This is a genomic window from Bacillus gobiensis, from assembly GCF_001278705.1.
Lineage (GTDB): Bacteria > Bacillota > Bacilli > Bacillales > Bacillaceae > Bacillus > Bacillus gobiensis.
On the sequence record NZ_CP012600.1, the window covers coordinates 3,751,988 to 3,777,672 of the forward strand.

Consider the following 25,685-nt stretch of genomic DNA (forward strand, 5'->3'; position numbering starts at 1 on the left):
TTCAACGATATGATATAATTATATGTAAACGAATTCACTATTAGGGGAGGGGTTCGAATGTTACGAGAAGATGATGTTAAAAAGCTAGTAGGGGAATTATCCGAGCCTTTTCTACATAAGCCGCTTAATGAGCTGGACGCTATTAAAGAAATCAAAATCAAGCCGGAGAAAAATCATGTCAGTGTTAAGGTTGCTTTAGCAAAGACGGGAACAGCGGAGCAGATGCAGCTTCAGCAAAGTATTGTAAATACATTAAAAGAAGCTGGAGTGAATACAGTCGGTATCCGTTTTGAAGAGCTGCCTGAAGAGATTATCTCTAAGTATATAGAGGGAACAACTGAAAGCAAGACTCTTTTGTCATCAGATAAACAGCCGGTATATTTAGCGGTAGCAAGCGGCAAAGGAGGGGTAGGCAAGTCAACGGTATCCGTCAATTTGGCAATCGCCCTTGCCCGGATGGGAAAAAAGATAGGCTTGGTGGATGCCGATATTTACGGATTTAGTGTCCCTGATATGATGGGAATTACCGTTAGGCCGACCATAGAAGGGGATCGAATTATTCCAGTCGAACGATTTGGGGTAAAAGTTATGTCTATGGGTTTTTTCGTTGAAGAAAACGCACCGGTTGTTTGGAGAGGGCCGATGCTTGGCAAAATGCTGAACAATTTTTTCAATGAGGTGGACTGGGGAGAGCTCGATTATCTCATTCTGGATCTTCCGCCGGGAACGGGAGACGTCGCTCTAGATGTTCACACGATGCTTCCATCAAGCAAAGAAATTATTGTGTCTACTCCGCACCCGACAGCGGCATTTGTAGCGGCACGTGCAGGCGCCATGGCTATCAAAACAGAGCATGAGGTGTTAGGCGTAATAGAGAATATGGCCTATTACGAAAGCGTAAAAACCGGAGAAAAAGAATACGTATTTGGAAAAGGAGGCGGAGAAAAACTGGCCGAAGAACTGAGCGTTCCTTTGCTTGGAAAGATTCCGTTACGTCAGCCGGACTGGGATGAAGAGCATTTTGCTCCATCTGTTTATGACCGCAGCCACCCAATTGGAGAAATCTATATGGATATCGCTAAAAAAGTGGATGAAAAGGTGGTTTAATAGGAGAGTTTGCGGGATAAATTAGTAAACCTGCAATTAGTAGGGGTGTCGATACATATCATTCATACATTACTCCCCCGCTGATTGTTAGGTGTACGGACATTTGTTCTGACTTCTCAGGATGACCTAAAGCCCTTTAAGTAGGGGTACTGCCCGTTAATGAGGGATAAATCCGCCCGATTTACGAGCGGATTGCTGTTTGTCCAGCAAAGAGGTTATGAAGGAGGGAGCTTTATTGGCCTTGTCCGCCGCCTTGCTGATTGCCTCCGCCTCCGCCCTCACCGCCCCCGCCGCCGGAACCAGATTGAGCTGCTTTTTTTAATTCTTCATTGAATTTCTTTTTAAACAAAGGGCTGGATAGTGTTTCAGTTATGACCTGCTCTAGATGAGTCCGGAATTGCTGGCTTTGGACAAGGTCAGCGTAAGTTTTCTCCATTTCGGGGTCTTTGAGCACTTGAATCAGCGTTTTTTGGTAATCGGGATCCTTCATCAATTGCTTAATGACCGTTTCGTGTTCTTTTTGCAATGTTTTGGCGAAGCTTTCAGCAAACTTTTCATCTTCAAAAATTTTCTGCCAAAAGGCTTTGCCTTTATCTGAAGTTAAAGTTTTTTCCACTGTTTCTTTCACTGTTTGCTGATCCATTACAAGAGTTTCATTCATTTGTTCATCATTCAGCAACTCTTGGATCGCTTTTTTTCCATCGTCTGTTTTCAAAATGTCCACAATCATCTTTTTTGTCTGCTCATAATCCATTTCAGATGCTTGGTTCCTAGGAGCACAAGCTGTGGCTGTTATTATAAGAAAACAGCTTATCGATAGAAGACAAACCCTTATTGCCATCTTTAAGCTCCTTTCAAAAACTGTTCTTACACATAATATGAGGGTTATTCCGTTAAATTATTCATACGATAAACTGCTAAGACAGCAGTTCTTTTAGGGGTTGGGATTACATATGAAAAGCCGGGGAATTGTAAAATTATTCTTTTCTACGCTTGGGATTGGAGCGATAATCACCATTATTATTGGTTTCGCTTTGCAATGGGAAAGATATCAGGAGTTGTTTGTTTCGTTTGATGTGCTGGAGATTCTGTCTGTAGCCTTCTGGTTTACGGGTGTAGGCTTTATCTTTAGCGTAATTAGTCAGATGGGGTTTGTCGTTTATTTAACGATTCATCGCTTTGCTTTAGAAATATTGAAATCATTTTCTCTCTGGAATTCGATTCAAGTCGTTCTTATTCTTTTTGTTCTATTTGATTTGGTCTATCTGAGGTACATCGCTTTTGGAAACGGAGAATCGGTCGTTCCTTTTTTGTGGCTCCCATTGTTTATATTGTTGTTCGGGGCTGCTGTAGCATACACCAAACACCAGCAATCATCGAAGAATACGTTCGTTTCCGCGCTCTTTTTAATGGTTGTCATCTCGGTAATAGAGTGGTTCCCTGCGTTAAGGGTAAACGAGGAGAGCTGGCTGTACTTAATGCTTTTTCCGTTATTAGGATGCAATGCTTACCAGCTCCTTGTATTGCCAAGGTTTATTGAAAAAAAGAAAGGGAAAAGCACCGCTGCAATGTAGCTTTGTCGGTGCTTTTTTAGTAAGATGCTCATATCAATAAGAAACTCACAAAGCCGCTTCAGACTTTGCGCTTGAAGCAAGAAAAGAGGGGCGGGTAAGCAAGCTTTCATATGACGTGATCTAATTGACTTCCGAAGAATTCGCGTCGGTGTTCGCGATCAGATCACTGACAGGAACATTTTTTAATCCTTCGTTTTGAAGGTGGCTCAATATATTTGGCAAGGCATCTTTTGTTTGTTTAGCGGAATCTGATGCGTGAAGCAAAACAATGTCGCCGCTCCCGATTGATTCATTCACGTTTTGGACGATTTTTTCGACGCCGGGATTCGTCCAATCGTTAGAATTAATGCTATAGTGAACGACTGTTAATCCATATTGCTGTGCTATTTTTAAAACATTCTCATTAAATTGACCGGTTGGCGGCCTTAAAAGAGTGATATCATCAAGTCCAAGCTTTTGGAATGAGTTTTGCGCCCGAACGAGATCCTTTTTTATCTCCTTGTCCTCCATTGAAGAATAATTTTGATAGGAATATCCCAGGCTTCCTATTTGATGTCCATCTTCTTTTATCCGTTTAACAATTTCAGGGTGGCGTTCTGCCCAAGATGCAGATAAAAAGAATGTTGCATTTTTTAAATTGTTTGCTTTTAAAGCATCCAAAATCGGGAGCGCTTTTTCGTCTCCCCATCCTATATTAAATGTAAGTGCCACTTCATTAGATTTTGTTTCTCCGCGGTAAACGGCCTTAGGTCCGTTTTCTGTTGAGAATACCGGAATCGGCACGAGATTTTGAATATAAAAAAAGCAGGCTGTTGCAAAAGCGGCTATTATAATAATAAGTATTTGCTTGATTCGTTTCATCCGCCATACATAGAAGCCGGTCACAGAGAGATTCCCCCTTGTCCTAGATGTTTAGTTCATCATATGAGAAGCGAGAATAGATCATAACAAGAAATTCTAAATTTATTTTAAAATAATGATTGACGATATGATTTAGCCATGTTATATTATTATTCGTCGCTGATAAACGAGCGAAAAATTTCGATTCCAAGCAAAAAAAATGGTTGACATTAAAGGATGAGAAATGATATATTATTAAAGCCGCTGAGAGCGGAAATGATCTTTGAAAACTAAACAAGACAAACGTACCTGTTAATTCTAAATGTTTTAAAAAAATCGCATAGGCGACTATGCGTAGTCAGTCAAACTTTTATTGGAGAGTTTGATCCTGGCTCAGGACGAACGCTGGCGGCGTGCCTAATACATGCAAGTCGAGCGGACCTTTGGAGGCTTGCCTCCGAAAGGTTAGCGGCGGACGGGTGAGTAACACGTGGGTAACCTGCCTGTAAGATCGGGATAACTCCGGGAAACCGGGGCTAATACCGGATGCGTCACGAAACCGCATGGTTTTGTGATCAAAGGTGGCACTTGTGCTACCACTTACAGATGGACCCGCGGCGCATTAGCTAGTTGGTGAGGTAACGGCTCACCAAGGCAACGATGCGTAGCCGACCTGAGAGGGTGATCGGCCACACTGGGACTGAGACACGGCCCAGACTCCTACGGGAGGCAGCAGTAGGGAATCTTCCGCAATGGACGAAAGTCTGACGGAGCAACGCCGCGTGAGTGATGAAGGTTTTCGGATCGTAAAGCTCTGTTGTCAGGGAAGAACACGTGCCGGTTGAATAAGCCGGTACCTTGACGGTACCTGACCAGAAAGCCACGGCTAACTACGTGCCAGCAGCCGCGGTAATACGTAGGTGGCAAGCGTTGTCCGGAATTATTGGGCGTAAAGCGCGCGCAGGCGGTTCTTTAAGTCTGATGTGAAAGCCCCCGGCTCAACCGGGGAGGGTCATTGGAAACTGGGGAACTTGAGTGCAGAAGAGGAGAGTGGAATTCCACGTGTAGCGGTGAAATGCGTAGAGATGTGGAGGAACACCAGTGGCGAAGGCGACTCTCTGGTCTGTAACTGACGCTGAGGCGCGAAAGCGTGGGGAGCGAACAGGATTAGATACCCTGGTAGTCCACGCCGTAAACGATGAGTGCTAAGTGTTAGAGGGTTTCCGCCCTTTAGTGCTGCAGCAAACGCATTAAGCACTCCGCCTGGGGAGTACGGTCGCAAGACTGAAACTCAAAGGAATTGACGGGGGCCCGCACAAGCGGTGGAGCATGTGGTTTAATTCGAAGCAACGCGAAGAACCTTACCAGGTCTTGACATCCTCTGATCACCCTAGAGATAGGGCTTTCCCTTCGGGGACAGAGTGACAGGTGGTGCATGGTTGTCGTCAGCTCGTGTCGTGAGATGTTGGGTTAAGTCCCGCAACGAGCGCAACCCTTGATCTTAGTTGCCAGCATTCAGTTGGGCACTCTAAGGTGACTGCCGGTGACAAACCGGAGGAAGGTGGGGATGACGTCAAATCATCATGCCCCTTATGACCTGGGCTACACACGTGCTACAATGGGCAGAACAAAGGGCTGCGAGACCGCAAGGTTTAGCCAATCCCACAAATCTGTTCTCAGTTCGGATTGCAGGCTGCAACTCGCCTGCATGAAGCTGGAATCGCTAGTAATCGCGGATCAGCATGCCGCGGTGAATACGTTCCCGGGCCTTGTACACACCGCCCGTCACACCACGAGAGTTTGCAACACCCGAAGTCGGTGAGGTAACCATTTGGAGCCAGCCGCCGAAGGTGGGGCAGATGATTGGGGTGAAGTCGTAACAAGGTAGCCGTATCGGAAGGTGCGGCTGGATCACCTCCTTTCTAAGGATAATGAACGGAAACGAGGGAGCTCTCCCGAGAGCTTCCTCGGGACAGGTACGTACGATCTTGTTTAGTTTTGAAGGATCATTCCTTCAAATGAAGATGATGTTCTTTGAAAACTGGATAACGAAAGAGTAAGACATTCACATTGATTTTTTTGTAGTAAGTTCGATCTAACGGTTAAGTTAGAAAGGGCGCACGGTGGATGCCTTGGCACTAGGAGCCGATGAAGGACGGAACGAACACCGATATGCTTCGGGGAGCTGTAAGCAAGCTTTGATCCGGAGATTTCCGAATGGGGAAACCCTCTGTTCGTAATGGAACAGAATCTTATCTTGAATTCATAGAGATAAGAAGGCAGACCCGGGGAACTGAAACATCTAAGTACCCGGAGGAAGAGAAAGCAAACGCGATTCCCTAAGTAGCGGCGAGCGAAACGGGATTAGCCCAAACCAAGAGGCTTGCCTCTTGGGGTTGTAGGACACTTGATATGGAGTTACAAAGGAACGGGGTAGATGAAGAGGTCTGGAAAGGCCCGTCAAAGAAGGTAACAACCCTGTAGTTGAAAGTCCGTTCCCTCCCAAGTGGATCCTGAGTACGGCGGGACACGAGGAATCCCGTCGGAATCCGGGAGGACCATCTCCCAAGGCTAAATACTCCCTAGTGACCGATAGTGAACCAGTACCGTGAGGGAAAGGTGAAAAGCACCCCGGAAGGGGAGTGAAAGAGATCCTGAAACCGTGTGCCTACAAGTAGTCAGAGCCCGTTAACGGGTGATGGCGTGCCTTTTGTAGAATGAACCGGCGAGTTACGATCCCGTGCAAGGTTAAGTTGAAGAGACGGAGCCGCAGCGAAAGCGAGTCTGAATAGGGCGCATGAGTACGTGGTCGTAGACCCGAAACCAGGTGATCTACCCATGTCCAGGGTGAAGTTCAGGTAACACTGAATGGAGGCCCGAACCCACGCACGTTGAAAAGTGCGGGGATGAGGTGTGGGTAGGGGTGAAATGCCAATCGAACCTGGAGATAGCTGGTTCTCTCCGAAATAGCTTTAGGGCTAGCCTCAAGGTAAGAGTATTGGAGGTAGAGCACTGATTGGACGAGGGGCCCCTACCGGGTTACCGAATTCAGTCAAACTCCGAATGCCAAATACTTATCCTTGGGAGTCAGACTGCGAGTGATAAGATCCGTAGTCGAAAGGGAAACAGCCCAGACCGCCAGCTAAGGTCCCAAAGTATACGTTAAGTGGAAAAGGATGTGGAGTTGCTCAGACAACCAGGATGTTGGCTTAGAAGCAGCCACCATTTAAAGAGTGCGTAATAGCTCACTGGTCGAGTGACTCTGCGCCGAAAATGTACCGGGGCTAAACGTATCACCGAAGCTGCGGACTGTTCTTCGAACAGTGGTAGGAGAGCGTTCTAAGGGCTGTGAAGCCAGACCGGAAGGACTGGTGGAGCGCTTAGAAGTGAGAATGCCGGTATGAGTAGCGAAAGAGGGGTGAGAATCCCCTCCACCGAATGCCTAAGGTTTCCTGAGGAAGGCTCGTCCGCTCAGGGTTAGTCGGGACCTAAGCCGAGGCCGAAAGGCGTAGGCGATGGACAACAGGTTGATATTCCTGTACCACCTCCTTTCCGTTTGAGCAATGGGGGGACGCAGGAGGATAGGGTAAGCGCGGTGTTGGATATCCGCGTCCAAGCAGTTAGGCTAAGGAGATAGGTAAATCCGTTTCCTTATCAGGCTGAGCTGTGATGGCGAGTGAAATTTTAGTAGCGAAGTTCCTGATTCCACACTGCCAAGAAAAGCCTCTAGCGAGGAAAATGGTGCCCGTACCGCAAACCGACACAGGTAGGCGAGGAGAGAATCCTAAGGTGATCGAGAGAACTCTCGTTAAGGAACTCGGCAAAATGACCCCGTAACTTCGGGAGAAGGGGTGCTTCTTAGGGTGAATAGCCCCGAGAAGCCGCAGTGAATAGGCCCAGGCGACTGTTTAGCAAAAACACAGGTCTCTGCGAAGCCGCAAGGCGAAGTATAGGGGCTGACGCCTGCCCGGTGCTGGAAGGTTAAGGGGAGCGCTTAGCGTAAGCGAAGGTGCGAACTGAAGCCCCAGTAAACGGCGGCCGTAACTATAACGGTCCTAAGGTAGCGAAATTCCTTGTCGGGTAAGTTCCGACCCGCACGAAAGGCGCAACGATCTGGGCACTGTCTCAACGAGAGACTCGGTGAAATTATAGTACCTGTGAAGATGCAGGTTACCCGCGACAGGACGGAAAGACCCCGTGGAGCTTTACTGCAGCCTGATATTGAATGTTGGTACAGCTTGTACAGGATAGGTAGGAGCCTTTGAAACCGGAGCGCCAGCTTCGGTGGAGGCATCGGTGGGATACTACCCTGGCTGTATTGACCTTCTAACCCGCCGCCCTTATCGGGCGGGGAGACAGTGTCAGGTGGGCAGTTTGACTGGGGCGGTCGCCTCCTAAAATGTAACGGAGGCGCCCAAAGGTTCCCTCAGAATGGTTGGAAATCATTCGCAGAGTGTAAAGGCACAAGGGAGCTTGACTGCGAGACCTACAAGTCGAGCAGGGACGAAAGTCGGGCTTAGTGATCCGGTGGTTCCGCATGGAAGGGCCATCGCTCAACGGATAAAAGCTACCCCGGGGATAACAGGCTTATCTCCCCCAAGAGTCCACATCGACGGGGAGGTTTGGCACCTCGATGTCGGCTCATCGCATCCTGGGGCTGTAGTCGGTCCCAAGGGTTGGGCTGTTCGCCCATTAAAGCGGTACGCGAGCTGGGTTCAGAACGTCGTGAGACAGTTCGGTCCCTATCCGTCGTGGGCGCAGGAAATTTGAGAGGAGCTGTCCTTAGTACGAGAGGACCGGGATGGACGCACCGCTGGTGTACCAGTTGTTCTGCCAAGGGCATCGCTGGGTAGCTATGTGCGGACGGGATAAGTGCTGAAAGCATCTAAGCATGAAGCCCCCCTCAAGATGAGATTTCCCATTCCCTATGGAAGTAAGATCCCTGAAAGATGATCAGGTAGATAGGTCTGAGGTGGACGTGTGGTGACACATGGAGCTGACAGATACTAATCGATCGAGGACTTAACCTAGTTTAATTGAATGTCATATACTCCCCACGTTATCCAGTTTTGAGAGAACATATCTCTCTTACGGTTCACTTATCGAACCCAAGAGGGTTCCCGAGGAACAAGGAATTCTAGGAATCGAGTGAAGGAGCACCGGAGCGTACTTAAGTACGTGAGGATGCGACTGAACGAAGATGACAACGAAGTCCGCCGTTCATCGGAAGCCGTAACCCATAGTTTGGTGGCGATGGCGAAGAGGTCACACCCGTTCCCATGCCGAACACGGAAGTTAAGCTCTTCAGCGCCGATGGTAGTTGGGGGATTCCCCCTGTGAGAGTAGGACGCCGCCAAGCTAGTTTTTTTTATTTGCTTAAACTGAACGGCTTTATGACCATTCCGCAGTAGCTCAGTGGTAGAGCTATCGGCTGTTAACCGATCGGTCGTAGGTTCGAATCCTACCTGCGGAGCCATGCTTCCATAGCTCAGTAGGTAGAGCACTTCCATGGTAAGGAAGAGGTCAGCGGTTCGAGCCCGCTTGGAAGCTTCCGAATAAACGTTGATATGACAAGGTTTCTCCATCATAGGAGAAACCTTTTTTGATGCTCTGAATTTAACAACCGACCAAACAACCGACCAATTTCATTTTTTTATCCTCGGAAAAGCTTTTCCGGCTTCTTGATTCATCTTTTTTGACACATGAGCATAGATGTTCATCGTGGTTTGGTAATCTTTATGGCCGAGTCGCTCTTGGATCACTTTCATGCTGTAACCTTGGCTCAAAAGATAGGAACAGGAAATTGTGAATGAAGCCAGCATCCGTACAACGATATTTGAGGATACGTACATTGTAGAAATTAGGAAAGAGTCGTTTGATTATTTGGTTGTTAAAGCTGAAAAGGAAGCCAAACTTCGTGAAAAAGCAACTAAGCTTCGGAAGAAAAATGAACGGTTGAAAAAAGCATTGAGTTTTTATTCTGACTGTGATGATTACTTTGGTCATGGTGAAGCGGATATCTTAAAGGATAGAGGTAAGTAGCAAGAAAAGCACTGGCAGGTGATCCCGAATGATACCTTTGCAAACTCAAATTAAACATTCCGTTCTTGCTGCTAAGAATCAGGTGCTGACGGTGGAATATCTGTCAAAGAAATATAAGGTTCCGGCTGAGTAATCATTGCGATGGCTGAACGAAATTAGGATTTGGTTGTGACAAACGGCGTGGTCATGGCGAAACGTGAGAAAGCTTTAATAGCTGTATTCACCGGGGCAGGTGCTGTAGCACTCCTTGCTATTTTGATTTTGCCAGGGTTGTTTGGATGAATGGACAACTACTGTGCAATAGAAAGAGAGCTAATAAATAAGGGGGAGCTATTTATCCCCCAATCCCACTAACTACTCTTATAACATCAGTAAGGTCAAAAATCTTAGATGAAATGTTGGATAACTCGGATAACTCAAATACTATGTATATAAGACTTATGGCAATTATCCCTAAGAAAAGCAATAAAATAATTTTAAAATACATGTCGAACTTGTTTTCCATTAGATCCCTCCGTCCTTTTAGAAAAGAATTATACTAGATTATTAAACTAATGGACATGAAAAATTGAAACAATAAATAAATTTCAGGGGAAGTTGATAGTTTTTATCTTGGTACGTTGAAAATACACAACAATAAATGCCCTAAAAAAGGCTTGTAATCGCCATTTAATGAAACAAGCATGATTATCGACTTTTGGCCATTTATTAGGAGGGAACATTATGAGACTGAAGGAATTGAAAATCGATCCTAGTACAATGAGACTAGAAGTTGATGTAATGGAAGAGCAGGAAAACTTTGCTATTGTAGTCAGCGAAGGAACAGCAAAAATGACCAAGCTTCCTCCTCATGGTGAGACTAAGATCATTACTCATCAGGGAAAGGTGAAGCGTGTGAAATTTGATGAGGGGGAAGAGTTTTGAAGGAAAATGATATTAATAAAAAGATGTTAGAGAAATTAGATTCTGAACTACATTTAATTTACAAACTTAAAAAGCCAGTCAAAGTATTTAACAAATCAAAAGTTCTTATTTCTGTTGCGCCATTAATTATGATAGTAGTATTGATTTTATTTGTAAGAAATAGCTCAATAGACGGGTTAAGTAAGGCTCTTACAATTTCGACTATATCTTTATTTGTCACCTTATTATATCCAATATATAGGGATTTAATGGAAAAATACTTTGGTATGAATCAGAAAATTAATGTTGGTGACCTTTGTTTTACCTCAGTTCTCACAGGCCCAGGCAAGCGAATTGAATGCAACAGTTTCTGATCAGGCTTCAGAAAAGGAATTGGAGAAAGTGTTAAAATTTTATTTTGAAGAAGTTGGGGAATTTACAGATGAAGGATATAAGGTTAAAGTTAAAGAATTGTTTAATGCAAAAGTTTCGACGGGAGATCCTGCAGCTGTAAGATTGAAAGAGTTGATGCAGACCGATTCCGTTTCCTCAGGTTCATGTCAAAAATCTGAGGTTGCTGGTGCAACAACTTCTGACTTTCAAGATGCTAGTGCTACATCTTTCGGTAAATGTGTTGTCAACAAAATGGCAAACAGTTATGGTAATATTGCAAGACAATGGTTACAAGGTTATATCTGGACCTACATCACAACAAAGCAATATGATTTAGCTGCCAGATTGATTTTTAATTCGTTAATTAAAGCCGGTTTTAAAGTTAGTGCAGCAACTATTGCAATCGAGTTGGGTTACTACGGATGGCAATGTCGAAATGAGTGGTAAAGCATAACCTGTAATGGGGGAGGAAGCATGTCTTTTAAACTAATAAGTGAGATCATCTTATTAATAACACTATTGGGTTTATTCGCATGGACTTTCAAAGGTAAAAAAATTATGAAGATGACGTATATAATTATTCCAGGTACATTATTTATTTGCTTGTAGCTGAAGTTGTTATATATGTCATATTTCAGCTAGTTTAAAGCAGACTAAACTTCAATTTAGAGACTTGAAAACGGGCAGCCCAAAAAATCCCGTCAAATTAAGCTTTTCAATAGCCTACAAATTTTGTGGGCTATGTTTTTAAATTTGGGGACTTGAAAATCAACATATGAAAATGTATATTCAATTTACTGGTGTTAGAACTCTTATCGGTTTTGACGATAAGAAAGAACAATGGCGAGTATTCCTTTTTTGGGAATGCTCGTTTTTTATTTTATTGTCATTGGAAATCGTTAACACATGTTCTTGTTTCAATTAAAAAAAGATGGCTCTTTTTTTGAAAAGAACCATCTTTGTTTCCGCACCTTCCGTTAGGAAAGGTGTCTATCCGTCAACAAGGAGATGGTGAATACGGACCAGTTACCGACAGCAAGCCCGACAACTATAAAAATCCGGAGATTGCATTCACTGTTTATTGGCTAACTGATCTCGATCCGATGCTTGTGGCGGTTGCTCTAGCCAACCGTTATCAATCATTATATTGGCTCCATCTTCTGAATATTGTACAATTTCCGCCATTAAACGAGGATAAAGAGCTCCTAAATCGCGTCTTGGACTTGTCCCAAGACAAGCTCCATAATGGGTGATTCCTATCGAAATTAAAGCTGTTACGTGAAACATCATCAGTTTATCGGAAAATGGGGCAACCGTTGAATCAGTTGCTTCAGCATCCCATTTACTAGCTGGTGGCAGGTGATCCTCACTTAATATGGAGCCGAAAATTTCAATATGTTTGGCTGAAATGTCTCTTCCTCTTATCAAGTAGTTACGAACCTCTTGAGACCTCGCTACTTGACTGAATCCCGTGACCAATGCTTTTCCTAATATATTTCGTATCATACTAAAATAGATATTCGAAATTTCTAATGAATTAAGAGGTCTGCGCTTTCCAAACCAACCTGTTAAATAACTTTGTTTTTGAACGTATTGAACCTGTTTTGGTTTTGGAATATGCGGAGATCTCGTATGGTTTCCCTTTGATAACAATACCTGTAATGCTTGGTTAAATAGTTGAGTGTATTCAGTTAGACAGTTGGTGAAATATTGACATTGGTCTAATCGAGAGGAATTAGCTAGGGCCAACCCATATGATTCAATTCCGATTTTGCCCATATTGTGAATGTATGTCAGAAAGAAAGTATCCGTAAATAAAGGAGGGGCTTGTAAATTAAGATCCTCATTTTCGTTAAATCCATCCGGAATCGGAAGTTGTTCTTCGTTAAACATAGCAGTTAATTGTTGCACATGTGATTGAGATAACTGTAACGCAAATTCTAAAACGCTACGAATTTCCGTATCTTGAACAGTGGCTAGAGCATATTTAACGACACAAATGATCATCGTATCATTTTGGTAAGCCGTCCAAAGATTGCCCATTTCCGCAGATGTTAAATCAACATGATGTTCTGTTTGCATTAAAATTCCTCCAACTTTTTATTTCCTAGTAATAATTTCTCCGATATCAAATTAAAATATGTGAGTTTGAGATTAATTCTAAGCCCATCAACGGTTAGCTTGTTATATGAGATTTAAATTACCCCCTCTGCTTTTTCCTAAAAATCTTTTTTAATAAAAACCCGACGAGTGATCCTAAAATAACACACAAAATTGGGAGCCACACGGGTCCTAATCTTGTCCCAAATATCGTTAGTATAGGGGAATAAATGGTTCCCACTGTTACGAAGTAGGCAACAAACAAAAAGGGAAAGAATGAATATGGTTCCTTCCCGGCTCCTGCGTCCCTGTAAGCGTCCCACATTGCGAACATATAAAGACAAGGATAAAACATAAGCCATTGATAATCAGTTTGTTTAATCGCATGATCAATTTCTCCATGAAAACTTAAAATAATCACTTCATTAAAGTTTGCTTGAACGTTTACTAAAAATTCAAGACCAATGAAAAGAACCCCTTTAAATAAATTACCGTTTAAAATTTGTGCAAAGCCAGGTAACGCAATGCTCCAAAGTAATGCTTCGATTTGTTTTGACTTTTTCATTGTCAATCATTATTTCTTTTTTCCTTTTGATAAAGCCATACGGTCATCTGCGGTTGGTGGTTTTTCCATCCAACCATTTTTAATCATTATATTTGTACCATCTTCTGCATATTTCATAAGTTCAGCTGTAAGTCGTGTATAATGTATAGCTAAATCTCTTCTTTGACTAGTTGCTAATGCAGCTCCATAATAAGCAACTGCAGAAGTTGTTAAAAAACCAATATGATACATCATTAATTTATCGGAAAATGGTGTATTTGTTGAATTAGTTACCATAGAATCCCACGATATGGGAAAATTGAGATTGTCTTCACTAAATACCGAACTAAACACTTCAGTATGTTTAGAAGATATCTTCGTCCCTCTTACGAAATATTCACGAACTTCTTGCGTATTCGCCACTTGACTAAACCCAAGCGTCAAAGCTTTACTTAAATATGTTTTAATCATATTAAAGTTAATATTACCTATTTCAGTAGAGGTCAACGGTCTCCGGTCTCCAAACCATCCTGTTAAAAAGTTTTGCTTTTCCGCTAATCCGGCAATCTCAGGCGGATTTATGTATGGAGGTCTTGTATATAATCCTTTTGATAACATCACATCAAGTATTGTGTTATAAAGTTCTATTGATTCAATATTACAATTAGAAAAATATCGCCGAATATCTTGACGTGCAGAAACTCCTAAAGCAACACCATATCCAGTTAGCCCGTGCATTGTCATTACATAAATATAATTTAAGAAAAAGGTATCGGTATAAAGACGCGAGGCTTCTAAATTGACATCTTGTTCCGTAAATCCTTGAGGTATTGGATATTTTTCTTGTTCAAAGAACTCTTTTATTGTTTTTACATGGGTTTGTGAAAGGTTTAATGCGGTTTCATATATAGATTTGATTTCTGGGTCTTCAACTATTGCTAAAGCATATTTATTAAAACATATTGCTATTGTATCATTCATAAATTGACCCCAAAGACCTGCAAGTTCTGGAGCCGTTAGTTTTGCATTAGATTTATGTTCTATTTCCACTTTGAAAGTTACCTCCAATTAAGTAATGTACTTGAATCCGGAATAAGACTTTTACTTAGTTTGTTTTTGCCAATGCTTATTTATTCATTTAAATACAATCTCGTTTATTTTTCGTTATAACGTGTTAAAACAAGAAGTTATTACGAGGGAATAGGCATAATCATCATGCGTAAAACTCTAAAAGATCTAAGTGTACCTCTTATTTGATAACACGCTAACATTTGTTCCTTATTCAACAAGAAAAAATACCCACCTGTTAAGGCGGGCACAATCAGACCTATTAGTCGAGTTTTTCAAGATAGCATATCCATTTATAATAAATCAAAACAATACCTAATAATATTGGGTTAATTAGCACTGAATACCACAAATTCCACCAACCATGATGAAAATATCCCCACGGTTCAGGCAGTAATGCGACAGCTTCATAAAGGGTTGTTCCGGCAACCCAGTATACAAAATAAAGGATTCGTTTATAAAAAGGTTTTCCGAACGGATACCAGCTTAAAAACATGATATTAACAGGTGGAATTAATACTGTTATTGCAGGAAGTGACTCCCAATCAACACCCTTAGTAAAATACCAGTACCTATGATACTTAAAAATGATATATATATCGCAAAGATATTGAAAGGCTATTGTGAACATCCATATGTTTACGATCTGTATTTTGGTTAATCGCTTATTTGTATAAAATACAATAAAATTAAAAAGAAGAGCAGCTACAATTAATCCAAACATTTTAGAAATATTCCTTTTTTTACAATTAGCTTTACCATGACATCTGAATATTAACCATCGATGGCAATCAAATGTTTTTGTTCTTATATCATTGGAGAAGAAGCCCACCAATCGGTGAGCTTTTTTATTTTCGCTTTATATTCACAATATCCATAAATTTGACCAGGTTTGTATCTCCCTTACTATCCACAACATGAAGCCGTTTTGTTCTCTCGTTTATGTATTCCACAAGCCCTGTGACATCACAAAAATGTCCATCATCATACACAATAAACTGTAACGGAAAAACAAGTTCCATTGAATTACTCTTCCGATTGGAGAGGGTTTCAAAATGTACATAACATGCCTCTGGCGCCGATTCTTGTAGTTTTATGCACATAAAAGTGGTAATCCTACTTTTTATAATACTTAGCGAATATGCACAAACACTTGGACCTTACTCAGAATATGATTATTAATATGTTTGAAAAAAAGGAAAAATATATTTTTTTAAGTAAATAAAAAAGTTGAGAAATTGGAGTGATAAAAACCATGAGCGAACATTATGAAGAAGATAGATCCCCTACCTCTTCAACTGAAAAAGAATCTTCAACTGAAAATAATTCCTCTAATAAAAATGAATCTTCAACTGAAATTAAACCAACGATAATGGAACAAAAATGGGTCAAACAATAAAACCTATTATTTTGCTGACATTATGGAGAGATTAATTCTCTCCGGTACATACTAATTCTTTTTTAAATCCACAATATCCTCAAACCTAGTAAAATTCATGTCCCCTTTCTAATCCTTCACATGCTTCTCAAAAGATGAAGCCATCATCCGTATACGCAATCCAATTATTCTTATCCTTATCCCATTTAATCCTGTTTTGCGCGATAAGGCTCCTTACGATCTGACGCTGCTCTTTTTCAGTTCGGCCGGTTTTGATATTATGCTCAGAGTCACCTGTTCGTGAGATGAAGTCTTATTGAAAATGATGCGGAAGACTTTGCTGTCATTCATTTCACACAGCTTGGTCTTTGTTCAAGTAAGAACTATCACTAACTCTCCTGATAAAAAGTTTTCTGATTGGAGGATATTACCTAATAACATAGACAATATCGATGAATCGTATTTTTAGCCCATCTTCTTACCCTCCGCTTTCTTCTTAAAAACATTACGAATCAGTGCTACCAGTAGTAATAACAATGGAATAACCATAACCAGAAAAGGGTGTAATTTCTGTAAAGCTACATTACCTTCCTCTAAATGGTCCGTAAAACTGGTGGCTATATTCATTGACAAAAATATGAGAATACAACTAATTGGTAAAATAATCAGTTTGTGATTTTTTAACTTGAACAAATCCACCATCCCGATTAGGGCACCATAAAAAAAGATGGATGCCTTGAAAAACACCGTCATCAGCATGGTAAAAACAACAATAGCATCAAGTCGCTGTATAAACTCGAAAAGGTTAACCCTTCCGATGGTTGCTAACGTAGAAAACGTAGCTCTCTCCATCACGTCTATCCCAAGAACAGTAACATTTAAAGTTGCTGTCCAACTTAGGATCAGACCGCTTGAAATCAAGGCAGACAGCCACAATTTTTTCACTAATCTATATTGATTTAAATAAGGAAGCAGCATCGTAAAGACAATCATTTCACCAAAAGGAAAAGGAGTAGTGTCCCAAAAGGCTGTCGTTAAGACGGGTTTCCATCCGTTTTCCAGAAATGGTCGCAAATTGTTTAAGTCAACATTACCAGAAATAAGAACCAAAAAGTTTGCTGCTGCCCCAAACAGGAGCAAAATGACAATCATTACTTCTGCTGTACGTCCTAATACTTCAATTCCTAGATAAAGTACATAACAAATCACAAGAACGAATAAGATAATGATTGCTAATAACGGAGTTTCTTGAAATGTCGATGAAAGAAGCAAATCGCCGAAATCACGCGTATTTCTGGCAGAAACATATAAAAAATACACAATATATAACAATCCAATAACCCACCCCAGATACTTACCTAATATTTTTCTAGCATATCCGGTAAGCGGTAAATTGGGGTATTGACGAAATAAAAAGTAGTAAATGAAAAATAAGACCATTCCCCCACACATTCCTAAAAGAATGGCAATCCATGCGTCTTTTTTGGCTTCTATTCCATAACTTATGACCACCGAAGTTCCCATGTCAAACATAAACATCAAAGCAAATAGTTGGATAACACTAATTTTGGCTTTCTCCATCGTCTAGAGGTCTCCTCTTTATTCCGGCTGATCCATACATTTATTCAGTTAAATCTAATTAATTCTTTTCTTATTAGAATGTATTAAAGGTTGAAGAAAATTCGGGATACATGAAAAAAGACAGCTCCTTTACGAAAAGAACCATCTTTGTGAAACAAAATAACCTTCTTAAGGAAGCAGCTCGGAGACATACTTGGCTAGGAAGCTTTATTAGTATACGACAGTTTTAACTTTAATAAACGCTTTTTTATTTTGGCTTCCGTATGTCATATTTTTTAAAGAATTCTTTTATTTCATCTGGCGCTATTCCGATTTCCAGCGGCGTGCAAGATCAACAATCTCCATTCGACCTAGTTTTTTGTAATTCAACCTTTTCACACTGCCTTTCAAGAGTAAAATGTATAGGAACATATGCTCTTCGTCAGGTGATGATTTCCCAGTAAAAAAAGCGAGCAACCAAAATGATTACTCGCTTTTTTTCATTCTATATATCAGATGGTTCATATATCTCAAATTCATCTCAAATTATTGACATTATCATCCTTGAATGCTACCTTTTGTTTGCGGCAAAAAACTAAAACTCGTTCCAAGGTTAAATCATTTTTGCCAGAACACATCTTAGAGAAACACAACTAACCTTTATGAGGAAAGATCCACTCTGCAGCTTGGGAGACAGAGTGGATCTTTCCTCTTACATGGAAGCCTCTTTAGTTTACGACAATTTGCCTTCATTATACTTACCCAACTTTATTCCGGCTTCCGTATCTCATATTTTTTAAAGAATTCTTTTATCTCATTCGGCTTGATTCCTATTTCTAACGCATGCAGAATTAATACTCTCCATTCTAGATTTAGTTTTTTGTAATCCATTTTTTCCACACCTTTTAAATAGTAGGTATGGGTAACCGACCAAACTGACTAAACAACTGACCAAACTGACCAGAAATTGATTTTAAGTGTCATGAAATAGCCTAATGGCAAGCCATAAAACGTTTATATATAAGGGTTTGTCATAAAGTCGAATATTGCTGCCTTGTACCATTATCTCCATGATAAGGAAGAGGTCAGCGGTTCGAGCCCGCTTGGAAGCTTACATATAAACATTGATATAACAGGCTTTTACTCACTTATGAGTAGAAGCCTTTTTTAATTTTATTTTGCATGGGGACAGATTCAAAAAAATTATTAATATGCCATTCTTTGAGGAGCGAATTTTTTCGTTCCTCATACTCAGACTCAGAAATAATTGGAGAAACCGAACCTGAAGTTAGAATTAAGACTAGAATGTTTTGATAAATGGACGAATTGGAGACCATTTGATTATTTTGGTCCCCAATTCATCAAATTTTCTATTGCTTCAGATGCCATTAGATCATTTAATCTGAGGTAGTGATATCAAAAAATCCCCACAAAATAAAAATTAATTTATTATTAAGGGAACGTACATTCTATTTTTGTTTGAAAAAAAGCCCTATAAGAATAGGGCTATATTTAAGCTGAAATGCTTTGTGATTTATCTTTTCTGACAAGACCCATAATCCCTGGGATAATTAATAAAACGGCAGGCAGTAAATAAAATAGTGAGATACATATAAGTCCGCCTACTCCTGAAACAAGAAGTAATATTCCGCCTAATTTAGGCTTTTTCCTAACAATTACAGATGCTACGATCCCAAGAATGGATAAGAATATCGCTCCTCATCCTAAACCTATAATATCACTTGATCCAGTCGAATTAACAGCTGCATCTATTCCTCCGATAGCAAGTGCCATGATCGCACCAATAAATCCAAAAATCCCACCGATTAATCCTAACACAAATTCAGTTGTTCTTTTCATTTACGATCACCTACTTCACAGGTACCGTGAACTCTACTGCTTTTGTTTTCATGAAATCAGCAGTGGTTACGTCACCGAATAGTAGTTTGACCTCTTTGATAGAAGCAACATCAATTTCTTTTCCTTCTGGTGCTAAAAACTCAATAACGCCATCTTGTTTCACTCCGCCTTGAACTTCTCCACCGATTTCCCCACTCGTCATAAACAGATTGGCTTCTAATTGCATGTCACCAACAACAGCTTGTCCTTGATCTGGATAAAAGTTAAGAGCGTCACCAGTTGTATTTTCAAGATTGATCCCTACTGAAATTTTATCAGCGGCAACTTTCATTTCTCCCAAAGAAACTTTCATTCCAACTGCTTCCGTTGAATTTTTAGAAGCATCTACTGTTTTTGAACCATCGTCTTTTGGTTTCTCTTTAGAATCTTCTTTGCTTTCATCTTTCTTTTCAGATGAATTGCCTTCGCTCCCGGTTGAAACATCCGAATTACCACAGGCAGCAAGAGCTAGTGATAAACCAAGTGCTAAGAATAATGCAATAAACTTCTTCACTTTAAAATTTCCCCTTTTATAAATATATTTACATCTATATTATCGGTTGTGCATCTGTTTGTTTTAGTAAAAAAGCAAATAACCATAAATTTTAATATGATTATTTGAAAAACTTAGTGCTAGACTTTACCAAAAATATGAATTAAATTGAACTCATAAGGGGGTATGGTCATGCTAATGGAAGCTGCACGAATCGTATGCGGATTGCTTGTGGCAGCTATAATTGCCTTCGGAATAACAGACTATTTCAGTAAAGAAAACAGAGAAAAAAGAAAAAATAAAACTTCAGAGGAAAAAGAAAAAGAAAGACAAGAAAATGATTATTACACATTTTCGTATGATGATTAGTTCTTTTCACTGGTAACCCCTATAATTAAAACGTTTTCATGCACGGGGGTTGCGGCTTGAACAGAAGATTTTGTTACGCATAGTAGAGCACTACACATTTCAGCCAAAAGCCGCAAAAAAAGTCGCATTAATTATACATATAAATTTCAATCATCCAGCTGATCCTTTTCCTCCTTTTCGTTTCTATAATCAAAGTAACAACAATAGAAATGGGGATGATGAAATTGAATCAACAACCAGTCATTATGATAACCGGGGCATCAAAGGGACTTGGGTATGCGCTTCTCGTAGCATTTGCCAAACAGAAGGCAAGGCTTGCGATTTGCGCGAGAAATAGTGAAAAACTTGAGGTAGCAAAAATAGAAGCTGAACGTTTAGGAGCTGAAGTGCTTGCTGTCACAGCCGATGTTTCAAACATAAGAGATGTAGACCGATTTGTTTCTTTAACAGAGGAAGCCTTTGGAAGAATAGATGTCGTGATTAACAATGCTTCTATCTTTGGACCTGGACCATGTCTCATAGCCGATTACCCGGAGGATGAGTTTTCAAATGTGATTCATGTGAATGTATTAAATCCTTTTTTAGTAACAAAGCGTGTCCTTCCTGGAATGCTGATAAGAAACAGCGGATCCATCATAAATATTACTTCAGAAGCTGGAAAAACAGGATTTGCTGAATGGGGAGCTTACGGAATAAGCAAATTTGCAGTGGAAGGTTTAACTGAAACACTGGCAGATGAGCTAAAGGAAACAAATATAAGAGTTAATATGGTTGATCCTGGGGAAATGGATACAGAGATGCATCACGTGGCCGTTCCGGATTGTGATTATGAACTGGCGCGACCTGAAGATATTACGAGTGTATTTCTATACTTGGCTTCACTGGAATCAGAAGGAGAGCACGGAAAACGATTTGAGGCGCAAAATTTTGTATTCGATAGAAGGGCGTCCAAATGAATACATCATTAATGAAATTTCATATTCCTGAAGCTTTACATGCTGCAGATCCTCCGGAAAAAAGATTATCAGCTCGTGATCAGGTGAAATTATTGGTTCTAGACCGACAAACGGGAAAATTTAAGCATGATCAATTTGTTCATATCAGAAGCTATTTAGAGAAGGGCGATTTGCTGATCTTTAATAATAGCCGAACGATCCCGGCGGTACTACGTGCGAATCATAACGGAAAAAGCGTAGAAGTCAGGCTTTCCCGACGTTTGTCAGATTCGGAATGGGATGTGCTTCTCCCTGAAAGTCGTTTAAATATTGGAGAAAACCTCAAGTTCTCCAATGGCGTTTCAGCAATCATAACTGGATATGGAAGCGTGCCGCCCCTTGTTAAAATCGACTTTCCAGCCCGAGGTACGGATTTGCTCCATCTATTTTACGAAACAGGCGACCCGATTCGATATGAGTATATTCATCATCCTTGGCCGCTTGAAGCTTATCAGACAGTATTTGCAACCGCCCCCGGATCGGTCGAAATGCCTTCGGCAGGAAGAGCGTTTTCTTGGAAACTGATTAAGGATTTGAAAAAAGAAGGGATTGGCATAGCATTTTTATCTCTTCATGCGGGGTTAAGCTATTATGGAAACGACAAGTGGCCCTCTCCAAAAAAACATCCAGAAACGTATTCGGTCCCTAAATCGACAGCTGAAAAAATAAATGAAGCCAAAAGGAATGGAAAAAGAGTCATTGCCGTTGGAACTACAGTCGTCCGGGCATTGGAAACTGCTGCAGGAGCAAACGGTTTGGTCGAAGCAGAAGAAGGGACGACAAGCTTGTATGTCACAAAAAATTATCCGCTGAGAGCAGCGGATGGACTAATTACGGGATTTCACGAACCGGAAGCGAGCCACTTGGATATGCTTACTTCTTTTGTCCAGGAAGAGTTCTTATTATCCGCCTACCAAAACGCAATTTCTAAAAACTACTTATGGCACGAATTTGGTGATATGAACATTATTCTGCCTTTAAAAGGCAAATGATGAAATGGCACCATGTTGGAATTTACGTAGCTGATATGTACGCTGCTGAAAAATTTTATCAATCCATGTTTCATTTTCAAGTTGAAAAACGGTTAACTTTAGATAATGAAGACATCACTTTTTTGATTCATGGGAATGTGAGGATCGAATTGATTCAGGCAAACGATAAAGTGCTTGTAACGAATGGATCTCATATGACGTGGGAAATAGAAAATATGGCGGAATGGATGAGAAAGCTCAGGTGCAAAGGGCTGGCGCCGTGTGAAGGTCCTATCCGCCTGAAAAACGGCTGGAAAACAGTCTTTTACGAAGGTTTAAATGGAGAAATCATTGAACTGATTGAACTTTAATCGAACCTCGGTGCTGCTTTTGCGGCACTTTCTTCATTTCTAAAAAAGAAGGCATTAGTGGTTAGGATTCAATTGTTGGATGTTCATAAGCTCATCAAGCTCTTGACTAACCTCGACTGTTTTTGGGTGGGTAAATCCCATGGATAAGGCGCATTCAATCAATAGGCTTCTGAAATTCTCTATTTCTTCTTCCAGGTTATAGGGCAAATAAAACATCGAATCAACCTCGTTTCAAGAAGATAACAGATATAAAATTCTTTATAGTACAAAATATTACAATAAATATAAAAGATTTACAATAGAAAATCAAGGAATTCTTTTGGAAATTTCGTTAATAATACAATAAATGACACATGGGTAATTGTAACATATCGAATTCAGTCTTTGAACCACCTGTTATTGATAAGAACGTTTGTTCGTGTTATGATAAAAATGAAGAAAGGAGCGACAGTACAGTATGGATTTTTTATTAAGGCGTTCGATGAAAGAAAACATGCCGGTGGAGATCATTTATGACAAAGGCAACGAGTTTTCCAAAAGAATGATTAACGTTTTTGAAATTGAGCAGGATCATGTAAAAGCTTTTTGTTATACGAGAAATCAAATGCGAACATTTCGCACTGAACGAATTCTTGCTGTTGCTCCAGTTCAAATTGTAAAGAATTATAGTTTAAACGCCTAAAAAAGGCTTTTTAGCATGCTTGTTTATCCATTCCTTTTTCTCCAACTTCTTATTCTCCGCCCATTCGGTCGAATTTTTCCTCTCTCGTATCATTCGGATCTCTAAATTTTGGTATAATAAATTTAAAAAGACTTTTCATTATCAATAGGAGTTTTTTGTATGCTTCAACAATTGAATCGCACGTTGGGAAAAGTAATGCCTGTTTTAACGCCGCTTAGTGTCGTTACTGGCGTACTGCTTGCAGACAATCTTTCGTATTTAGCCTTTTTGGTGCCTTGGGTGTTTGCCCTTATGACTTTTGGTGGAAGCTTAGGGTCAAGCTTCAAATCATTTCAGCATGCGATTGTGCATCCGTTGCCTTTAATTATCGTTATCGCTGTCTTGCATATTATCGCGCCGCTTATTGCCTGGAGTACCGGCCACCTCTTTTTTTACGGAGATTCATATACCATAACTGGATTAATCCTGGGAATGATCATCCCAACCGGCATTACGAGTGTTATTTGGGTTTCGATGTATAAAGGGAACCTTGGATTGACACTATCTATTATTTTAATCGACACGATTCTTTCTCCGTTCATCGTTCCTTTCAGCTTGTCCTTACTGGTTGGAGAGCAGGTTCATATGGAGGTCTGGGGAATTATGAGAGGGCTTTTCGGAATGATTGTGATTCCTTCTCTTTTGGGAATGGGCTTTAATCAATATGCCCCAAAAATAACAAAGCGCTTAAGCACGCTTCTTGCACCGGTTACCAAGCTCGGATTAATTGTTGTTGTTTCAATTAATAGTTCGGTCGTTGCCCCATATTTTCAACACATAGACTATAAGTTCGTGTTGACTGCTCTTACCGTCTTTATCTTGGCATTTTCAGGCTATTTAATCTCCTGGTTATTAGGCAGGATGCTTCGAAATTCAAGAGAAGTCATTATTTCTTTAATCTACACGGGCGGAATGAGAAATATTAGCGTTGGAGCCGTGCTTGCCGTTGGTTTCTTTCCTCCGCCTGTGGCAGTGCCCGTGATTACAAGTATGCTTTTTCAGCAGGTTCTCGCCGGATTTTATGGATTTTTAATCGGAAAATATTTAAATAAGCCTGTTTCGGTTCCTGTTCGCGAAGGTTCAGCATAGAATTGGCTGATCATTTAAAAAGAGAGCTCAAAAAACAGCTCTCATGAAACGATGCATTAATTGTAAAGCAAGTACTTCTTACGCACTTTCATAAAGTCTTTCTTACCATTCTCATAGTTACTAACAATTTCTTCAACCGATGCGCCATTTTTAATCATTGCTTGTACCCAGTCATTTCCCATTAGCAGATTAAAGTGGCCGTTTTCCAGGAATTTAAAGTCGTCAGGGTATAGGTCATGTATGGTTTTAATGATGTGCAGCCCGGTTTCGGTCGGTTTGAATTTGTCCCGGTCTGTTACAAAAACCTCTACTCCGTGGCTTAGCTTACCGCTGTGCTTGCTGAACGACGGAGTAAAGGAGGCTGCTCTGAATCGGACACCGGGCAAATAAAGGTTGTTTAATTGCTCGGCAAGCTCTGTGCTGTTTATAAAGGGTGCTCCTATTAATTCAAAAGGCTTTGTCGTCCCTCTGCCTTCAGAAAGATTCGTGCCTTCAATCAATCCTGTTGCAGGATAAACAAAAGTACTGTTTACCGTTGGCATATTCGGTGAGGGCAGGATAAACGGAAGGCCCGTGTCGTCAAAGTTCATTGAACGCCTCCAGCCTTTCATTTTCACTACTGTAAGATCGGCAGCTATACCAAACTCTTCGTTAAAGAGCGCAGCGAGCTCTCCAGCCGTCATGCCATGGCGCAAAGGGATCGGATAAAGTCCAATAAAGGATGAAAACTCAGTCTCAAGAACGGGCCCATCTATGCTTTTTCCTCCAATCGGATTAGGGCGGTCAAGTACGATAAAGGGAATATCATTTTCCTTGGCGGCTTCCATCGCATATGCCATGGTTGAAATGTAGGTGTAGTACCTTGTGCCGATATCCTGAATATCAAAAACGAGTGCTTCGACATTCTCCAGCATTTCCGGAGTTGGCTTTCTTGTTTTTCCGTAAAGACTATACACTGGCAGTCCTGTTTTTTCATCAATATAGAAATCAACGTATTCCCCTGCTTGGGCATCCCCGCGGACTCCATGTTCAGGCCCGTACAGAGCGGTTAATTCAAACTCCTCATGTAACAAATCGACGCTGCTTGTAAGGTCTGCATTCACACCTGTTGGATTGGTAATAAGTCCAACCTTTTTCCCTTTCAGCAAATCCTTTTCTTCCGCTATCAGAATGTCGACTCCTGTTTTTACCTTGTGCATCCTGCCTTCTGTTTCGAGATCGGCTGATACGTTAGTCCCGGTCAATGCTCCGACCAAAAAAACAGCTGT

The 25,685-nt window shown here is 40.9% G+C and carries 28 protein-coding genes, 2 tRNA genes, 3 rRNA genes and 1 pseudogene; 20 read left to right on the plus strand and 14 right to left on the minus strand.

The window, feature by feature from the left end; translation table 11 throughout:
- Positions 1 to 57: 57 nt before the first annotated feature.
- A complete protein-coding gene (locus AM592_RS18870) occupies positions 58 to 1,107 on the plus strand; it encodes an Mrp/NBP35 family ATP-binding protein (protein ID WP_053605220.1) in 1,050 nt (349 codons plus the stop codon).
- Positions 1,108 to 1,339: 232 nt separating this feature from the next.
- Here the strand turns inward: AM592_RS18870 and gerD are convergent, their stop codons facing one another.
- Positions 1,340 to 1,948 (minus strand): spore germination lipoprotein GerD, encoded by a 609-nt coding sequence (gene gerD, locus AM592_RS18875; RefSeq protein WP_053605221.1) that lies wholly within the window; start codon positions 1,946 to 1,948, stop codon positions 1,340 to 1,342.
- On the opposite strand from gerD, the gene AM592_RS24800 reads away from it, so the two are divergent.
- Entirely contained in the window at positions 1,893 to 2,045 is a 153-nt protein-coding gene (locus AM592_RS24800) for a hypothetical protein (protein ID WP_225970424.1), read from the plus strand. The two genes, gerD and AM592_RS24800, sit on opposite strands and share 56 nt — an antisense overlap.
- A gap of 15 nt (positions 2,046 to 2,060) precedes the next feature.
- Entirely contained in the window at positions 2,061 to 2,681 is a 621-nt protein-coding gene (locus AM592_RS18880) for a KinB-signaling pathway activation protein (protein ID WP_053605222.1), read from the plus strand.
- Positions 2,682 to 2,801: 120 nt separating this feature from the next.
- On the opposite strand, the gene pdaB is transcribed toward AM592_RS18880, so the two are convergent.
- Positions 2,802 to 3,566 (minus strand): polysaccharide deacetylase family sporulation protein PdaB, encoded by a 765-nt coding sequence (gene pdaB / locus AM592_RS18885; protein WP_098945259.1) that lies wholly within the window; start codon positions 3,564 to 3,566, stop codon positions 2,802 to 2,804.
- A 325-nt stretch (positions 3,567 to 3,891) separates the two neighbouring features.
- Here pdaB and AM592_RS18890 point away from each other — a divergent pair.
- The 6 genes from AM592_RS18890 (at position 3,892) to AM592_RS18910 (ending at position 9,071) form a co-directional block, all read left to right on the plus strand.
- A 16S ribosomal RNA gene (locus AM592_RS18890) occupies positions 3,892 to 5,443 on the plus strand.
- 9 nt (positions 5,444 to 5,452) lie between these two features.
- Entirely contained in the window at positions 5,453 to 5,581 is a 129-nt protein-coding gene (locus AM592_RS25060; RefSeq protein ID WP_264080142.1) for a hypothetical protein, read from the plus strand.
- Positions 5,582 to 5,621: 40 nt separating this feature from the next.
- A 23S ribosomal RNA gene (locus AM592_RS18895) occupies positions 5,622 to 8,551 on the plus strand.
- Between the two features lie 213 nt (positions 8,552 to 8,764).
- Positions 8,765 to 8,880: ribosomal RNA gene (rrf, locus tag AM592_RS18900) — 5S ribosomal RNA — on the plus strand.
- The 16S, 23S and 5S rRNA genes sit together here with 2 tRNA genes alongside, the layout of an rRNA operon.
- A 42-nt stretch (positions 8,881 to 8,922) precedes the next feature.
- Positions 8,923 to 8,997: transfer RNA gene (locus AM592_RS18905), tRNA-Asn, on the plus strand.
- Between the two features lies 1 nt (position 8,998).
- Positions 8,999 to 9,071, plus strand: a tRNA-Thr gene (locus AM592_RS18910).
- 95 nt (positions 9,072 to 9,166) lie between these two features.
- Here the strand turns inward: AM592_RS18910 and AM592_RS23545 are convergent.
- The gene (locus AM592_RS23545; RefSeq protein ID WP_082364193.1) at positions 9,167 to 9,373 is read right to left on the minus strand and encodes a tyrosine-type recombinase/integrase; all 207 of its coding nucleotides are present in this window, start codon (positions 9,371 to 9,373) and stop codon (positions 9,167 to 9,169) included.
- Here AM592_RS23545 and AM592_RS24215 point away from each other — a divergent pair.
- From AM592_RS24215 to AM592_RS18930, 4 genes are all read left to right on the plus strand, one after another.
- Positions 9,327 to 9,563 carry a hypothetical protein gene (locus AM592_RS24215; protein WP_053605224.1) on the plus strand — a complete coding sequence of 79 codons (237 nt, stop codon included), beginning with the start codon at positions 9,327 to 9,329 and terminating at the stop codon, positions 9,561 to 9,563. The genes AM592_RS23545 and AM592_RS24215 overlap by 47 nt on opposite strands.
- 723 nt (positions 9,564 to 10,286) lie before the next feature.
- The gene (locus AM592_RS18925) at positions 10,287 to 10,487 is read left to right on the plus strand and encodes an XtrA/YqaO family protein (protein ID WP_053605225.1); all 201 of its coding nucleotides are present in this window, start codon (positions 10,287 to 10,289) and stop codon (positions 10,485 to 10,487) included.
- Positions 10,484 to 10,840 carry a hypothetical protein gene (locus tag AM592_RS24010; RefSeq protein ID WP_148564347.1) on the plus strand — a complete coding sequence of 119 codons (357 nt, stop codon included), beginning with the start codon at positions 10,484 to 10,486 and terminating at the stop codon, positions 10,838 to 10,840. The genes AM592_RS18925 and AM592_RS24010 overlap by 4 nt, the downstream gene beginning before the upstream one ends.
- Positions 10,821 to 11,306 (plus strand): hypothetical protein, encoded by a 486-nt coding sequence (locus tag AM592_RS18930; protein ID WP_225970273.1) that lies wholly within the window; start codon positions 10,821 to 10,823, stop codon positions 11,304 to 11,306. The genes AM592_RS24010 and AM592_RS18930 overlap by 20 nt, the downstream gene beginning before the upstream one ends.
- Before the next feature lie 624 nt (positions 11,307 to 11,930).
- Here the strand turns inward: AM592_RS18930 and AM592_RS18935 are convergent.
- The 5 genes from AM592_RS18935 to AM592_RS23550 all read right to left on the minus strand — a co-directional run bounded on the left by AM592_RS18935 (position 11,931) and on the right by AM592_RS23550 (position 15,674).
- The gene (locus AM592_RS18935) at positions 11,931 to 12,941 is read right to left on the minus strand and encodes a DUF3231 family protein (protein WP_053605227.1); all 1,011 of its coding nucleotides are present in this window, start codon (positions 12,939 to 12,941) and stop codon (positions 11,931 to 11,933) included.
- A 118-nt stretch (positions 12,942 to 13,059) separates the two neighbouring features.
- Complete coding sequence (locus tag AM592_RS18940) at positions 13,060 to 13,524, minus strand: hypothetical protein (protein WP_053605228.1); 465 nt, start codon at positions 13,522 to 13,524, stop codon at positions 13,060 to 13,062.
- A 9-nt stretch (positions 13,525 to 13,533) separates the two neighbouring features.
- Complete coding sequence (locus AM592_RS18945; protein WP_225970274.1) at positions 13,534 to 14,553, minus strand: DUF3231 family protein; 1,020 nt, start codon at positions 14,551 to 14,553, stop codon at positions 13,534 to 13,536.
- 280 nt (positions 14,554 to 14,833) lie between these two features.
- Positions 14,834 to 15,295: a hypothetical protein gene (locus AM592_RS18950; protein WP_053605229.1), complete on the minus strand. Its 462-nt coding sequence runs from the start codon at positions 15,293 to 15,295 to the stop codon at positions 14,834 to 14,836.
- A 124-nt stretch (positions 15,296 to 15,419) separates the two neighbouring features.
- Complete coding sequence (locus AM592_RS23550; protein WP_225970275.1) at positions 15,420 to 15,674, minus strand: YolD-like family protein; 255 nt, start codon at positions 15,672 to 15,674, stop codon at positions 15,420 to 15,422.
- Between the two features lie 152 nt (positions 15,675 to 15,826).
- Between AM592_RS23550 and AM592_RS24220 the strand changes: the two genes are divergently transcribed.
- Complete coding sequence (locus tag AM592_RS24220) at positions 15,827 to 15,970, plus strand: hypothetical protein (RefSeq protein ID WP_158320324.1); 144 nt, start codon at positions 15,827 to 15,829, stop codon at positions 15,968 to 15,970.
- Positions 15,971 to 16,414: 444 nt separating this feature from the next.
- On the opposite strand, the gene AM592_RS18955 is transcribed toward AM592_RS24220, so the two are convergent.
- The 4 genes and pseudogenes from AM592_RS18955 to AM592_RS18965 all read right to left on the minus strand — a co-directional run bounded on the left by AM592_RS18955 (position 16,415) and on the right by AM592_RS18965 (position 19,922).
- Positions 16,415 to 17,530 (minus strand): GerAB/ArcD/ProY family transporter, encoded by a 1,116-nt coding sequence (locus AM592_RS18955; RefSeq protein WP_053605230.1) that lies wholly within the window; start codon positions 17,528 to 17,530, stop codon positions 16,415 to 16,417.
- 747 nt (positions 17,531 to 18,277) lie between these two features.
- On the minus strand, positions 18,278 to 18,400 hold the full coding sequence (gene sinI, locus AM592_RS24015) for a DNA-binding anti-repressor SinI (RefSeq protein ID WP_148564348.1): 123 nt from the start codon (positions 18,398 to 18,400) through the stop codon (positions 18,278 to 18,280).
- A 621-nt stretch (positions 18,401 to 19,021) separates the two neighbouring features.
- Positions 19,022 to 19,369, minus strand: a pseudogene (locus AM592_RS18960) (DUF4064 domain-containing protein).
- 10 nt (positions 19,370 to 19,379) lie between these two features.
- Positions 19,380 to 19,922 carry a hypothetical protein gene (locus AM592_RS18965; RefSeq protein WP_053605231.1) on the minus strand — a complete coding sequence of 181 codons (543 nt, stop codon included), beginning with the start codon at positions 19,920 to 19,922 and terminating at the stop codon, positions 19,380 to 19,382.
- 171 nt (positions 19,923 to 20,093) lie between these two features.
- On the opposite strand from AM592_RS18965, the gene AM592_RS24225 reads away from it, so the two are divergent.
- The 4 genes from AM592_RS24225 to AM592_RS18980 all read left to right on the plus strand — a co-directional run bounded on the left by AM592_RS24225 (position 20,094) and on the right by AM592_RS18980 (position 22,607).
- Positions 20,094 to 20,270 (plus strand): hypothetical protein, encoded by a 177-nt coding sequence (locus AM592_RS24225; RefSeq protein WP_158320325.1) that lies wholly within the window; start codon positions 20,094 to 20,096, stop codon positions 20,268 to 20,270.
- 218 nt (positions 20,271 to 20,488) lie between these two features.
- Complete coding sequence (locus AM592_RS18970; protein ID WP_082364197.1) at positions 20,489 to 21,226, plus strand: SDR family oxidoreductase; 738 nt, start codon at positions 20,489 to 20,491, stop codon at positions 21,224 to 21,226.
- Positions 21,223 to 22,257, plus strand: a complete 1,035-nt coding sequence (locus tag AM592_RS18975; RefSeq protein ID WP_053605233.1) for an S-adenosylmethionine:tRNA ribosyltransferase-isomerase — start codon at positions 21,223 to 21,225, stop codon at positions 22,255 to 22,257. Before AM592_RS18970 ends, AM592_RS18975 begins: the two co-directional genes overlap by 4 nt.
- Positions 22,254 to 22,607 (plus strand): VOC family protein, encoded by a 354-nt coding sequence (locus tag AM592_RS18980; RefSeq protein ID WP_148564349.1) that lies wholly within the window; start codon positions 22,254 to 22,256, stop codon positions 22,605 to 22,607. Before AM592_RS18975 ends, AM592_RS18980 begins: the two co-directional genes overlap by 4 nt.
- 54 nt (positions 22,608 to 22,661) lie before the next feature.
- Here the strand turns inward: AM592_RS18980 and AM592_RS23555 are convergent, their stop codons facing one another.
- A complete protein-coding gene (locus AM592_RS23555; protein ID WP_082364199.1) occupies positions 22,662 to 22,823 on the minus strand; it encodes an aspartyl-phosphate phosphatase Spo0E family protein in 162 nt (53 codons plus the stop codon).
- Positions 22,824 to 23,064: 241 nt separating this feature from the next.
- Here AM592_RS23555 and AM592_RS18985 point away from each other — a divergent pair, with 241 nt between their 5' ends.
- A complete protein-coding gene (locus AM592_RS18985; protein ID WP_053605235.1) occupies positions 23,065 to 23,289 on the plus strand; it encodes a hypothetical protein in 225 nt (74 codons plus the stop codon).
- Between the two features lie 159 nt (positions 23,290 to 23,448).
- Positions 23,449 to 24,417 carry a bile acid:sodium symporter family protein gene (locus tag AM592_RS18990; protein ID WP_053605236.1) on the plus strand — a complete coding sequence of 323 codons (969 nt, stop codon included), beginning with the start codon at positions 23,449 to 23,451 and terminating at the stop codon, positions 24,415 to 24,417.
- A gap of 56 nt (positions 24,418 to 24,473) precedes the next feature.
- Here the strand turns inward: AM592_RS18990 and AM592_RS18995 are convergent, their stop codons facing one another.
- Positions 24,474 to 25,616 (minus strand): exo-beta-N-acetylmuramidase NamZ family protein, encoded by a 1,143-nt coding sequence (locus AM592_RS18995; protein ID WP_376773400.1) that lies wholly within the window; start codon positions 25,614 to 25,616, stop codon positions 24,474 to 24,476.
- Between the last annotated feature and the right edge of the window lie 69 nt (positions 25,617 to 25,685).

Bases quoted from the DNA above. Each gene is read 5' to 3' on its own strand.
- AM592_RS18870 (WP_053605220.1), top strand. From the start codon at position 58: ATGTTACGAGAAGATGATGTTAAAAAGCTAGTAGGGGAATTATCCGAG.
- gerD (WP_053605221.1), bottom strand. From the start codon at position 1,948: ATGGCAATAAGGGTTTGTCTTCTATCGATAAGCTGTTTTCTTATAATA.
- AM592_RS18880 (WP_053605222.1), top strand. From the start codon at position 2,061: ATGAAAAGCCGGGGAATTGTAAAATTATTCTTTTCTACGCTTGGGATT.
- AM592_RS25060 (WP_264080142.1), top strand. From the start codon at position 5,453: ATGAACGGAAACGAGGGAGCTCTCCCGAGAGCTTCCTCGGGACAGGTA.
- AM592_RS23545 (WP_082364193.1), bottom strand. From the start codon at position 9,373: ATGTACGTATCCTCAAATATCGTTGTACGGATGCTGGCTTCATTCACA.
- AM592_RS18925 (WP_053605225.1), top strand. From the start codon at position 10,287: ATGAGACTGAAGGAATTGAAAATCGATCCTAGTACAATGAGACTAGAA.
- AM592_RS18935 (WP_053605227.1), bottom strand. From the start codon at position 12,941: ATGCAAACAGAACATCATGTTGATTTAACATCTGCGGAAATGGGCAAT.
- AM592_RS18940 (WP_053605228.1), bottom strand. From the start codon at position 13,524: ATGAAAAAGTCAAAACAAATCGAAGCATTACTTTGGAGCATTGCGTTA.
- AM592_RS18950 (WP_053605229.1), bottom strand. From the start codon at position 15,295: ATGTTTGGATTAATTGTAGCTGCTCTTCTTTTTAATTTTATTGTATTT.
- AM592_RS23550 (WP_225970275.1), bottom strand. From the start codon at position 15,674: ATGTGCATAAAACTACAAGAATCGGCGCCAGAGGCATGTTATGTACAT.
- AM592_RS24220 (WP_158320324.1), top strand. From the start codon at position 15,827: ATGAGCGAACATTATGAAGAAGATAGATCCCCTACCTCTTCAACTGAA.
- AM592_RS18955 (WP_053605230.1), bottom strand. From the start codon at position 17,530: ATGGAGAAAGCCAAAATTAGTGTTATCCAACTATTTGCTTTGATGTTT.
- sinI (WP_148564348.1), bottom strand. From the start codon at position 18,400: ATGGATTACAAAAAACTAAATCTAGAATGGAGAGTATTAATTCTGCAT.
- AM592_RS24225 (WP_158320325.1), top strand. From the start codon at position 20,094: ATGCTAATGGAAGCTGCACGAATCGTATGCGGATTGCTTGTGGCAGCT.
- AM592_RS18970 (WP_082364197.1), top strand. From the start codon at position 20,489: ATGAAATTGAATCAACAACCAGTCATTATGATAACCGGGGCATCAAAG.
- AM592_RS18975 (WP_053605233.1), top strand. From the start codon at position 21,223: ATGAATACATCATTAATGAAATTTCATATTCCTGAAGCTTTACATGCT.
- AM592_RS18980 (WP_148564349.1), top strand. From the start codon at position 22,254: ATGATGAAATGGCACCATGTTGGAATTTACGTAGCTGATATGTACGCT.
- AM592_RS23555 (WP_082364199.1), bottom strand. From the start codon at position 22,823: ATGTTTTATTTGCCCTATAACCTGGAAGAAGAAATAGAGAATTTCAGA.
- AM592_RS18985 (WP_053605235.1), top strand. From the start codon at position 23,065: ATGGATTTTTTATTAAGGCGTTCGATGAAAGAAAACATGCCGGTGGAG.
- AM592_RS18990 (WP_053605236.1), top strand. From the start codon at position 23,449: ATGCTTCAACAATTGAATCGCACGTTGGGAAAAGTAATGCCTGTTTTA.
- AM592_RS18995 (WP_376773400.1), bottom strand. From the start codon at position 25,616: ATGCACAAGGTAAAAACAGGAGTCGACATTCTGATAGCGGAAGAAAAG.